The organism is Bacteroides mediterraneensis (assembly GCF_900128455.1).
Classification (GTDB): domain Bacteria; phylum Bacteroidota; class Bacteroidia; order Bacteroidales; family Bacteroidaceae; genus Phocaeicola; species Phocaeicola mediterraneensis.
Genome location: NZ_LT635783.1, coordinates 3,430,816 through 3,442,923, shown reverse-complemented (window position 1 = coordinate 3,442,923; position 12,108 = coordinate 3,430,816). Strand labels below are relative to the sequence as shown.

Here is a 12,108-nt window from a genome sequence, read left to right as displayed (position 1 = left end):
AGAAAACGAAAGATATGAAAAAGATATATTGTTTGTGGCTGATGTGCCTGTTGGCAGGTGTGTTGGCAGCTCAGTCGGTAAAAGAATTGTATATATTCCACACAAACGACATGCACAGTCGTATAGAACCATACGCCTCTTATTTCCCCGATTCGTTATTGGCGGGAAAAGCCGGTATGCTGCGTCGGGCCACCTTTGTCAAGGAGCAGCGTCGGGAGCACAAGGACATGTTACTGTTTGATTCGGGAGATTTTTCTCAGGGCAGTCCGTATTACAATCTGTTTAAAGGAGAAGTGGAAATCAAGATGATGAACGAGATGGGCTACGATGCCGGTACCATCGGAAACCATGAGTTTGATTTCGGACTGGATAACATGGCCCGTCTGTTCAAGATGGCACAGTTCCCCATCGTGTGCGCCAATTATGACGTGACTGGGACGGTGTTGGAAGGCTTGGTGAAAGAATACACCATTCTGGAACGGGAAGGTATCCGCATCGGGGTGTTCGGGTTGAGTCCGGAACTCGACGGACTGGTGGCACATGCCAATTATGGCAATGTGAAGTTTGAAGACCCTGTGTCGGAAGGGCAGCGTGTAGCCGATTTGTTGAAGAATCAGGAACATTGTGATTTAGTGATTTGCCTGTCGCATCTGGGTTGGAAAGGGGAACCTTACTCGGATGTGGAACTCATTGAAAATACCCGTCATATTGATATCGTGCTGGGAGGACATTCGCATTCCTTCTTTGAAGGTCCGGAATTTTATAAGAATCTGGATGGAGTGGAAGTTCCTTTGCAGCAGATGGGGAAAAGTGCTGCCTTTGTCGGAAAGATGAAGGTCAAGATGCAGAAAAATTAAAACAAAAGCTAGAATGATAAAAAGAAATTGGTGGAGCTGGGTGCTGTGCTGCCTGGTGGTGAACGGCATTTGGGCACAGGAGCCTGCTCTTTTAAAACAGATGCAAGACACGGGAGCCTGCCGGAAATGGGTGGACGAGCAAATGGGGCGTATGACCTTGAAGCAGAAGGTGGGCCAATTGTTTATCTATACGCTCCAACCGGTGACGAACCAGTATACTAAGAATGTGTTGCGCAAGGCCGTGGAAGACTATGCCATCGGAGGCCTGTTGTTTACCGGTGGAGAAGCCGGCAAGCAGGTGCAGCTGACCAATTTTGCCCAGTCGTGTGCCTCGGTGCCGTTGATGATTACCTTCGACGGGGAATGGGGACTGGGTATGCGCTTGAAAAATACGCCCTCGTTTCCTTACAACCGGGTATTGGGTTGTGTGCAGAATGATTCACTGATTTATGCCTATGGAAAGGAGGTGGCTCGTCAGTGCCGCTTGATAGGAGTGCAGGTGAACTTTGCTCCCGTGGCAGATGTGGACAACAATCCCAATAATCCGGTAATTAATTTCCGTTCGTTCGGCAGTGAGGCGAAACGGGTGGCCGACAAGGTGGTGGCTTATGCCACCGGACTGGAGGCTGGGGGAGTGCTGGCGGTGTGCAAGCATTTCCCGGGACATGGCGATACGGAAATCGATTCTCATAAGGCACTTCCGGAGCTGAATTTTGACCGTTTGCGTTTGGACAGCGTGGAATTGTATCCTTTCAAGAAGGCCATTGAAGCCGGTGTGGGTGGTGTGATGGTAGGCCATTTGCACGCCCCTACTTTGGGCGACAAGCCGGCTTCCATCTCGCAAGGAGTGATTATGCGTACGCTGATAGACGAGTTGCGCTTCCAAGGACTTGTGGTGACGGATGCTTTGGAAATGAAAGGTATTGCAGGACATGAAGATGTTTGCGCAAAGGCGCTGATTGCCGGCAACGATGTGCTGCTGGCTCCCCGCAACCTGAAGAAAGAGATTGACGGGGTCATGACGGCCATTAAAAAAGGACGTTTGTCGGAGGAAGAGATTGACCGGAAGTGCCGGAAGGTACTGATGTTCAAGTACGCTTTGGGGCTTTCTTCCTGGCAGGAGATACCAGTGGAGGGACTTGAAGCGAAAATCAATACCCCGGAGTCGCTGGCGCTTCAGCAAAACCTGTCAAAGGCGGCAGTGACGGTGTTGAAGGACTCTTTGGGCCTTCTTCCGCTCGATTTGTCTGTGTCGGGGACGGTATTGCTGAGTGTGTCTTCTTCCTTGTCGGAGGCATATCCTTTTTATCATCAGTTGCGTGAGGAATTTCCGGTCAGCTGGCTGCATGCGAATGTAGATTCGCTGGAGGCAATCGGAACTCGTCTGCGTCCGGCACAGCGTGTGCTGGTGGCTTTGCACACTGCGGAAATCGAACCTTATGCGCCTTTGCTGGAAAATCTGGCGGCAGACAAACCGCTGGCTTTGGTTTGTTTCGGCGACATGAAGATGCTGGAGAAGATTCCGGAAGTGGTCCGCCATTCTTCCACCGTCATTTTGGCCCATACAGACGCGGACGGTGTGCAGCGTCAGGTGGCCGATTTGTTTTTAGGCAATGCGTATGCCGACGGGCGGTTGTCCATTCCGTTGGCCGGGCTGTTCAAGGCGGGCGACGGAATCACGGTTGATCCGGATGCTCCTCGTAAATATGCCCCGGAAGAGGTGGGGATGGATGCCTCCATACTGGCCCGTATCGACAGTATCGCGGAAGAAGGAATCAGACTCGGGGCTTATCCGGGTTGTCATGTCATGATTTTGCGGGAGGGACTTCCGGTGTACAACAGGTGTTTTGGAAATTATACCTATGAGGGAATGACTCCGGTGAAGGAAAACAGTCTCTACGATTTAGCCTCGCTGACCAAGGTGACGGCTACGCTGCTGGCAGTCATGAAACTTTACGACGAAGGTAAATTCGGCCTGACCGACCGGGTATCGGATTATTTGCCCGTATTGAAAAAAACGGACAAGTCGCGTCTCACCATTCAGGATTTGCTTTTCCATGAGTCAGGGCTTCCGGCTTATCTGCCTTTCTATGAAGAGGCCATCGACATGAAGTCGTGCAAGGGGGAACTGTTCCGTAAGAAACCCGATAAGAACCATACCCTGAAACTGGCGGAGAATGTTTATGCGTGCGAGGATTTCCGGTATAAACCGGAGTGGGTGTCGCGTATTCCGTCGGCAGATTATCCGCTTCAAGTGGCCGACAGCTTGTTCCTGAACAAGGAATTTTGCCGGGAAGTGGTGAAGCAGATTGTGGAGGCTCCGTTGAAAGGGAAATCATACCGTTACAGTTGTCTGAATTTCATGCTCCTGAAGGAGATGGTGGAGAAAATAACAGGTACACCGATGGATGTGTACCTGGACAGCGTATTTTACAGTCCGATGGGCTTGAGACATACGACTTTCCAGCCTTTGCATAAATTCAAGAAGGAGCAGCTGGTGCCTTCTGTAGAAAAAGATTTGTTGCGCGGCGGCCCTTTACAAGGGTTTGTGCAGGATGAGGCGGCCGCCTTTATGGGAGGCGTTTCGGGAAATGCTGGTCTGTTTTCTACGGCCCACGATGTGGCCCGGATTGCACAGATGTGGCTAGACAAAGGTATTTGTGGCGACCGGAGGTATCTGAGCCGTGCGACGTGCGAACTCTTTACTACCTTGAAGTCGCGCAGCAGCCGCCGGGGACTGGGCTTCGATAAGCCCGATGTGGAACGTCCGGAAAACAGTCCGTGTACGCCTGAAGCACCTGCTTCGGTGTTTGGTCATACCGGATATACCGGTACCTGTGTGTGGGTGGACCCAGACAACGAGCTGGTATTTGTATTCCTGAGCAACCGGACGTATCCTTCTGCCTTGGGGCCGAATAACTTGGTGAAATACAACATCCGGACCCGGGTGCAACAGGTAATGTATCAGTCGATAATGCGCTGATTCTATTTAGACAGAATATAAATTGGCTAGAAAATGTAAAGTGGATGTGGCAACTGATAGGAAAAAGATTAACTTTGCACTATCAATTTTGGACTAATAATAACTTAACTTTTTTACAACAATGGCTTACGTAATTAGTGACGATTGTATCGCTTGCGGTACTTGTATCGATGAATGCCCGGTTGGAGCAATCTCAGAAGGTGATAAATATTCAATCAATCCGGACGCTTGCACAGAATGTGGAACTTGTGCTGACGTTTGTCCTTCTGAAGCAATTCACTTGGGATAATCGAGTCGTCTGTATGACACACAATAAGGGAATCCTTTTCGGGGTTCCCTTATTTTTTTGCTGTTTTCAGAGAGAAAAACGGGCTGGTTTTGGCTCGTGGAAAACGCCTTTGCGTTTGATTGGAAACGCAAGTGCGTTTCAATGAAAACGTAAGGACGTTTTGTTCCAAACGCAAGTGCGTTTTCAGGGCATAAAAAAACAGCCTCGGGAATATCCCGAAGCTGTTTTGTAAGATTTTGTTTTTCAGCTTGTTATTTCAATCGAGCCAAAGTTTCCTTGATGCGGCGCATAGATTCCACGATGTTTTCGTCGGAAGTGGCGTAACTCATACGGATGCACTCAGGTGCTCCGAAGGAAGTACCGCCTACGCAAGCCACGTGGCCTACTTCCAGCAGGTACATAGCCAAATCATCTGCGTTGTTGATAACGCGGTCGCCGTCTTTCTTTCCGAAGAAAGAGTCGCATTTCGGGAACAGGTAGAAGGCTCCTTGTGGTACGTTCACTTCAAATCCAGGGATTTCTTTTGCCAGTTTCACAATCAGGTCGCGGCGGCGTTCGAATGCTTTGCGCATTTCTTCTACCGGAGCCTGTGTGCCCATGTAAGCAGCTTCAGCCGCTTTCTGTGATACGGAACAAGGTCCAGAAGTGTACTGTCCCTGCAGTTTGTTCACACCTTTCACAATCCATTCCGGACCGGCGATGAAACCGATACGCCATCCCGTCATAGCGTATGCCTTTGATACACCGTTGACAATGACTACACGGTCTTTGATGTCAGCAAACTGAGCGATGCTTTGGTGCTTGCCGATGTAGTTGATATGTTCGTAGATTTCATCGGCGATGACGATGACACGTTCGTGCTTGGCAATGACTTCTGCCAGTCCCTGCAGTTCTTCCTTTGAATAGACAGAACCTGTCGGGTTAGACGGAGAGCAAAGAATCAGGGCACGGGTCTTGGGAGTGATGGCAGCTTCCAACTGAGCCGGGGTAATCTTGAAGTCTTGTTCGATGCCTGCACGAACGATGACCGGAGTACCTTCTGCCAGTTTCACCATTTCCGGATAGCTTACCCAGAAAGGAGCCGGAACAATCACTTCGTCACCTTTGTTGATCAGTGCCAGGATGGTGTTGCAGACAGACTGCTTGGCACCGTTTGCACAGCTGATTTGAGCGGCGGTGTATTCCAGACCGTTTTCATTTTTCAGTTTTGCCACGATGGCGTTGCGTAGTGCCGGATAGCCGGCAACAGGTGAATAACGAGAGTAGTTTTCGTCAATGGCCTTTTTGGCAGCTTCTTTGATGTGGTCAGGAGTGTTGAAATCCGGTTCTCCCACACTCAGGTTGATGACGTCAACCCCCTGAGCTTTAAGTTCACTACTTTTCTGTGACATAGCCAGTGTAGCCGAAGGCGACAGGCTGTTCAAACGATCTGAAAGTTGGTTCATGTTATTGTGTTATTAAAGTTGGAAATTCTTTGCAAAAGAAGCTAATTTCTTCCATATATAAAAGAAATTAGCTTCGAAAAAGGTTTATTTTCTGTCTCCAAGTATCCGGAGGAGATAAATGAACAAGTTGATGAAGTCGAGATACAGGGTCAAGGCTCCCAGCAGGGCTATCTTCTGTGTGGTCTCGTTGACCTCAATGTCGTCGTGCGACAGGAGTTGCCTGATTTTTTGCGAATCGTAGGCTGTAAGTCCCACAAAGAGCAGCACGCCGATGTAGGAAATAATCATGTCCATCATCGTGTTGTGAAGGAACATGTTCACCAGTGAGGCGATAATCAGTCCGATTACTCCCATCAGGCAAAGACTGCCGATACGGGTAAGGTCTTTCTTGGTGATATAGCCGTATAAAGCCGTTACTCCGAATGTTCCGGCTGTCACAAAGAAGGTAGTGGCAATGGAACTGAGGGTATAAATCAGGAAGAGCACGGACATTGTGACCCCGTTCAGTACCGAATAGGCGATGAACAGAAGGGTGGCCGTGGTGAAGCTGATTTTATGTATGCGGGCAGAAAGATACATCACCAGGGCTACTTCGGCAATCAGTAAGCCCCAGAACAAGATGGAGTTCTGCATCATGGCCTCAATGAGGGTGTACGATTTGGCCACGTACATGGCTACAAAGCCCGTAATGACCAGTGCCAGCGTCATCCAAAGATATACACTGCGGAACAAAGCGGTTTGCGCAGCCTTGCTGGCATAACTTTTTACTAGATTGTTTGTTTCCATACGTCTTGATTATTTATTAAAATGTAAGGTATGTCCCATTCTGTCTTTTTTGGTACGCAGGTAGCGCTCGTTGTATTTGTTGGGAGTCACCTCGATAGGTACGTTTTCTACGATTTCCAGTCCGTAAGCTTCCAGTCCCACACGCTTGACCGGGTTGTTGGTGAGCAGACGCATCTTGTGGATGCCGATTTCGCGAAGAATCTGTGCGCCTACTCCGTAGTCACGTTCGTCGGCCTGATGTCCCAGGCAAAGGTTGGCGTCTACCGTATCCATGCCTTCTTCCTGCAGCTTGTAGGCTTTCATTTTTTCCATGAGGCCGATGCCGCGTCCTTCTTGGTTCAGGTAAATGATGGCTCCCTTTCCTTCTTTCTCGATTTGCTGCATGGCCTTGTGCAACTGTTCTCCGCAGTCGCAGCGCATGGAGCCGAAGATGTCGCCGGTAGCGCAAGATGAGTGTACACGTACCAGTATCGGCTCGTTTTCAGAGAAAGTACCTTTAATCAAGGCCACATGTTCCAGTCCGTTGCTTTTCTGGCGGAAAGGAATCAGACGGAAGTGGCCGTATTCGGTCGGCATGTCTACTTCCACTCCTCTTTCTACCAATGATTCCTGTTTGAGGCGGTAAGCGATGAGGTCGGCAATGGAAATCAGTTTGAAGCCGTATTCGTCGGCCATCTTCTTCAATTCCGGCAGACGGGCCATTGTGCCGTCTTCGTTCATCACTTCCATCAGGGCTGCGGCAGGATAGAGTCCAGCCAGACGGGCCATATCCACACAGGCTTCCGTATGTCCGGCACGGCGGAGTACTCCTTTGTCTTGTGCATACAGAGGGTTCACGTGTCCGGGACGTCCGAAGGTTTCCGGTTTGGAAGTCGGGTCGGCCAACGCACGGATGGTGGCTGCACGGTCGGCAGCCGATACGCCGGTGGTGCATCCTTCCAGTTTGTCGATGGTTACGGTGAACGGTGTGCCCAATACCGACGTGTTGTTCGATACTTGGTGTGGTAAATCCAGTTCCTCACAGCGGGATATGGTGATAGGGGCGCAAAGTACACCTCTTGCATGTTTCAGCATGAAATTTACTTTTTCCGGGGTAATCAGTTCTGCAGCTACCACCAGGTCGCCTTCATTTTCGCGGTCTTCGTCGTCTACGATGATGACGAATTCTCCTTTGCGGAAATCTTCGATTGCCTCTTCAATTGTATTCAGTTTGATTTTCTCCATAATGATATGATAGTTTAGAATGATTTCTTGATTCTTTCTTGTATGTCACGGCTGGTCTTGACGATGGTTTTCAAGTCTTTGTCCAGACGTACCCGGTAACGCCAGATATTCAGCCAGATAAGTAGCCCGGCCGGGACAATGATGCCAATCAGCAGGTTGAGCCAGCGGTTGTCCGATATGCTCTTGTGTGCCTTTATTGATAAGAACGGATAATTGTTCAATAAGTTCAGCAATACGCTGTCTTTTGAATTGGACAATTCTTCTATCAGTCCTTCCATTTGTTGGCTGATTTCCTTTATGGCATCATCGTGCTTGTTGTTGGTGAACACCTGATAGTAGTTCGGTGGTCCCAGCAGCTTGTGGGTATTGCCATAAGTCTCACATTCCAGGCAGAGCTTGTCCAGCTCCTGACAGATTCTGCTGTAGTCGGGGGTATGGATGATGACTTCTTTCTTGAAAATGTGACGCGATACTCTGATGCCCAGTATCTTCCGGAAGAAAGCTACATAGACATCCATGTTGAATACCACAGAATCTTTATTGGATTTGTAGGTCAGGAATCCGCCCAGTGGAGCCAGGATAATCGTACTCATCCATGTTCCCAGTATGATGTTCATTTCTCCACTTTTGGCCACACGGGTAGCTCCGGAGTCGATGATGTAGTAGAGTAAGAAAATCAGTACGGAAATGACCACCGGCATACCCAGTCCTCCTTTTCGGATGATGGCACCCAGCGGGGCTCCGATGAAGAAAAAGATGATACAGGACAGTGACAAAGTGATTTTCTTGTGCCAGTCCGATTGGTGCCGGCGGATGTTCCCGTCGGCCTCCCTTGTCATATAGCTCTTCATGCTCCATTCCGAGATGAGGGAAGAAAGGCGCATTTCGGTGCTGTTGATGGCTTTCAATCGCTGTGCCGATGTCATTCCGTTCAGGATGCTGTCGGTATTGATGAAGGTCAGATGTTCTTTTTCTATTTTAGTGGAATCCGTTTGTGAAAGTACAGGCTTCCGGTAAACGGTTTTCATGGCATCCGAATACATGGCGTGCCCCACACTGTCGGCATACATGTTCAGTGAGTCGATAGCCAGTGAAATCTCCCGCATGTTCTTGATGTCCGAACGTTGGTTCAGGAAGTTGCCATCGACCATCTCAAAGTTGGTGTCGAAGGCTATCAGGGTATGTTTCTCTTTGAAGGTTTCCCGACGGTAGGGGACATTGCGTGAAATGACGGACTGGGACTTCAGGTTTTCGAACTGTTCTCCGTTGTACAAATGCAGATACAAATGTTTTTTGTCGGCGGTCAGTTCCAGTTTCCCTTCTGCGGCCCAAATGATATGGGCATTTTCAAATCCTTCTGAAAAATTGTAGATTAACACATCTTGCAGGATACCTGTATCCCGGTCTTTTTTCTTCACATAGATGTTGTATCCTTCAATGTCACTGTAGAATACTCCTTCCGGAATATCGACTTCCGGGGATTTCTGTTTCATGGATACCAATAAAGTCCACAGCTCTTTCTGCGCTTTCGGTCCGATTACGTTTTGAAAAAAAAACGATATAACACCCAGAAACACGCAGAAAAGGACGACCGGGCGGATAATGCGGAGCAAAGGGATACCTGCCGCTTTCATGGACAGTAGCTCATAACGCTCTCCAAAGTTACCGAATGTCATTAGGGCAGCCAGCAGGATGGCCAGCGGAAGAGACAGAGGAATCAGAGTCAGTGCCGACAAGAAGAAAAACTGGGCAAGCACGCTCATCTCCAGACCTTTCCCTACCAGTTCGTCGACATATCTCCATAAAAACTGCATCATGAAAATGAAAAGGCAGATAAAGAATGTTCCCGAAAAGAGTAGTAGAAAACTCTTTAAAACGAATATATCAAGTTTTTTTATGCGTAGCATTCCTGTATCATATTATCAGCATGCAAAAGTAGCACAAAAAACGGACAGCAAAATAAAGTTTTGTATATTTTATAGATTTATACTCCGAAAACTCTTTTTAAGGTCTCTATTTGGGAATCCCATAGATTACGTACATCTTCTTCTTCTCCTGGTTCGGCAAAGTCTGTAATTTCTAATGTGTGGTCGGTGGTCAGTTCGTTATAGTGGATTTTCATTTCGAAATAACTCTTGGCTTCTTCATCGTCCAGCCAGTGGAAACGGATAAAGAATTCCGGTCGGCTGTTGACTACGATGGCTTGCCGTGTTTCTGTTTTTCCCCATTGAAAAGTATAGGTTTTCCCTTCTTTGGTTACTTGGTCGGCAAACCAGCGTTGCAGGCCTGCCGTGGTACTGATGGCATTCCATATAATGACACTTGAAGAAGGGTTCAGTGGATATTCAATTTGTGTTTTCCTTTTCATGACGTTTTTGGTGTTTTTATTTGTATTTTTCAGCAACGGCGGCAAATTAAAGTATTTTTTTGTTCACTCCATAGTGATTGAAGAAATTTTTTTAGAACTTTTTCCGTGGGGGAGACCTCAGATAAAAATCGGGAGAGAATAAAGGTGATACAGGGTGATTCTCTCCAGATGGGATAGAATGTTTTTGTTTACAGTGAGTTAGGTGCATTTAAAAGCAGGAATTATATACGCTTCTGTAGAAAAAACAGTAAAAAAGAGGAGATAAATTTGCGCAATTCGAAAAGTTACTCTATCTTTGCACCCGCAATCACGAAATGATGGCGGGATAGCTCAGCTGGTTAGAGCGCATGATTCATAATCATGAGGTCCCCGGTTCAATCCCGGGTCCCGCTACGAAGAATGATTTAGCCGTTGGGTGGCTTCCACGCCTGGCGGTTTTTTTAATGGAATGGCGGGATAGCTCAGCTGGTTAGAGCGCATGATTCATAATCATGAGGTCCCCGGTTCAATCCCGGGTCCCGCTACAAAAAAAGACATTCAGAAATTATCTGAATGTCTTTTTTTGTAGGTATGCAAGGGGTCATTTCTTCCTTTCTTTCCATAAACGTGTCATGTCTTCCAGTGTTTTGCCCTTGGTTTCCGGGACCAGCTGCCATACAAAGAGGGCTGCAAGGATACAGATTACTCCGTAGAGTCCATACACGAACATGTGGCCGAACTTATCCCCCATATCTCCGGCGCTCATGTTATACATAGGCAGGAAGGTAGAGGAAACAATGAAGTTGAATATCCATTGGAAGGCTACGGCGATGGCTACGGCAGCCCCGCGAATGGTGTTGGGGAAAATTTCGGCAATGAGAACCCAACAGATGGGGCCCCAGCTGAACATGAACGAGGCACTGTAGACCATGATGCTGATGACTGGTATCATGGGGGAGAGTCCTGCAACGGCATTGCTGAAAGCCACTCCGAGTGCGCCGATAGCCATACCGGCAGAGCCGTAAATCAGCAGTGGTTTGCGTCCCCATTTTTCTACTGTGAAGACGGCCAGTAAAGTAAACAGGATGTTGACGATACCCATGAATACGGTCTGTACCATCGGATTGCCCATGCCCATGCTTTCAAAGATACGAGGGGCGAAATAGAGTACGGCATTGATACCAACGGCTTGTTGGAAGACACTCAGCATGATGCCGATGAAGATAACCATCCAGCCGTAAGTGAACAGCTTTTCGGTTTTTTCGTTCGCTGTGGCTTTGATTTCGCTTAGGATAGTTTGGGCTTGTGTCAGTCCGTTGATTCGACTCAACACGAACAAGGCTTTTTCATCACGTCCGGTCATGGCCAGATAACGGGGCGTTTCAGGGACAAACAGTACCAAAAGGGTAAACAGTCCGGCAGGTACTGCTTCGCTGACAAACATCAGACGCCATCCGCTTTCAATGGTCCAGGCTGCTTCTTCCGGATTCATGATGCGGTTCACCCCGTCCACGATTTCCACGACAGGATTCAGGTGATCACCCAAGATGAGGAAGTTGACAAAATACACTACCAGCTGTCCGAAAATGATGGCAAACTGGTTCCAGGAGACTAAAGTTCCTCGGATATTGCTCGGAGCGATTTCTGCAATATACATCGGACAGATGGCCGAAGCCAGTCCTACGCCTATGCCTCCAATTACCCGGTAAAAATTAAATGCCAGCAGAAGAGAATAGGAAGGGTCTCCGTATGGGAAGAAGAGAAATTCCGGATAGTATGACCCAAGAGCGGAGAGGAAAAACATAATGCCTGCAAACAACAAAGAGAACTTTCTCCCAAAACGGGAAGCAAAGAATCCGGAAAGGGCACTACCGATGATACAGCCTAAAAGAGCGCTTGAAGAGGTGATTCCGTGCCAGCTGTCTGTATAAATGAAATCATCTGCTCCCATGAAGAAAGCTTGTAGACCCTTTTCGGCACCTGAAATGACGGCTGTATCATAACCGAACAGCAATCCCCCGAGGACAGCGACAAGTACGATGGAGAACAGATAGACTCTGCTTCCTTTTTTTGTGTAATCCATAATAAAAAGTTTTAGAGGAAAAGAAAAACCGGCATACCCGGCCGGGGAAGATAAACTTCACCGACGGGCATGCCGGCTGAGCGCTGCATTCTTA

The 12,108-nt window shown here is 48.2% G+C and carries 9 protein-coding genes and 2 tRNA genes; 5 read left to right on the top strand and 6 right to left on the bottom strand.

The window, feature by feature from the left end:
- Positions 1-14: 14 nt before the first annotated feature.
- From BQ7480_RS14725 to BQ7480_RS14715, 3 genes are all read left to right on the top strand, one after another.
- Entirely contained in the window at positions 15-857 is an 843-nt protein-coding gene (locus BQ7480_RS14725) for a bifunctional metallophosphatase/5'-nucleotidase (RefSeq protein ID WP_072543463.1), read from the top strand.
- A 16-nt stretch (positions 858-873) separates the two neighbouring features.
- Positions 874-3,840, top strand: coding sequence for a serine hydrolase domain-containing protein (locus tag BQ7480_RS14720; RefSeq protein ID WP_072544072.1), 2,967 nt, complete (start codon positions 874-876; stop codon positions 3,838-3,840).
- Between the two features lie 121 nt (positions 3,841-3,961).
- Positions 3,962-4,129, top strand: coding sequence for a DUF362 domain-containing protein (locus BQ7480_RS14715; protein WP_007557742.1), 168 nt, complete (start codon positions 3,962-3,964; stop codon positions 4,127-4,129).
- Positions 4,130-4,380: 251 nt separating this feature from the next.
- On the opposite strand, the gene BQ7480_RS14710 is transcribed toward BQ7480_RS14715, so the two are convergent.
- The 5 genes from BQ7480_RS14710 to BQ7480_RS14690 form a co-directional block, all read right to left on the bottom strand.
- Positions 4,381-5,574 (bottom strand): pyridoxal phosphate-dependent aminotransferase, encoded by a 1,194-nt coding sequence (locus BQ7480_RS14710; RefSeq protein WP_072543462.1) that lies wholly within the window; start codon positions 5,572-5,574, stop codon positions 4,381-4,383.
- Positions 5,575-5,658: 84 nt separating this feature from the next.
- Positions 5,659-6,360, bottom strand: coding sequence for a Bax inhibitor-1/YccA family protein (locus BQ7480_RS14705; protein WP_072543461.1), 702 nt, complete (start codon positions 6,358-6,360; stop codon positions 5,659-5,661).
- 9 nt (positions 6,361-6,369) lie between these two features.
- Entirely contained in the window at positions 6,370-7,584 is a 1,215-nt protein-coding gene (locus BQ7480_RS14700) for a bifunctional 3,4-dihydroxy-2-butanone-4-phosphate synthase/GTP cyclohydrolase II (protein WP_072543460.1), read from the bottom strand.
- 14 nt (positions 7,585-7,598) lie between these two features.
- Positions 7,599-9,491, bottom strand: a complete 1,893-nt coding sequence (locus tag BQ7480_RS14695; protein ID WP_072543459.1) for an LptF/LptG family permease — start codon at positions 9,489-9,491, stop codon at positions 7,599-7,601.
- Positions 9,492-9,568: 77 nt separating this feature from the next.
- Positions 9,569-9,952: an START-like domain-containing protein gene (locus BQ7480_RS14690; protein WP_072544071.1), complete on the bottom strand. Its 384-nt coding sequence runs from the start codon at positions 9,950-9,952 to the stop codon at positions 9,569-9,571.
- Between the two features lie 319 nt (positions 9,953-10,271).
- Here BQ7480_RS14690 and BQ7480_RS14685 point away from each other — a divergent pair.
- Both BQ7480_RS14685 and BQ7480_RS14680 read left to right on the top strand, forming a co-directional pair.
- Positions 10,272-10,345, top strand: a tRNA-Met gene (locus tag BQ7480_RS14685).
- A 57-nt stretch (positions 10,346-10,402) separates the two neighbouring features.
- A tRNA-Met gene (locus tag BQ7480_RS14680) sits at positions 10,403-10,476 on the top strand.
- Between the two features lie 56 nt (positions 10,477-10,532).
- Here the strand turns inward: BQ7480_RS14680 and xylE are convergent.
- Entirely contained in the window at positions 10,533-12,014 is a 1,482-nt protein-coding gene (gene xylE / locus BQ7480_RS14675; protein ID WP_072543458.1) for a D-xylose transporter XylE, read from the bottom strand.
- Between the last annotated feature and the right edge of the window lie 94 nt (positions 12,015-12,108).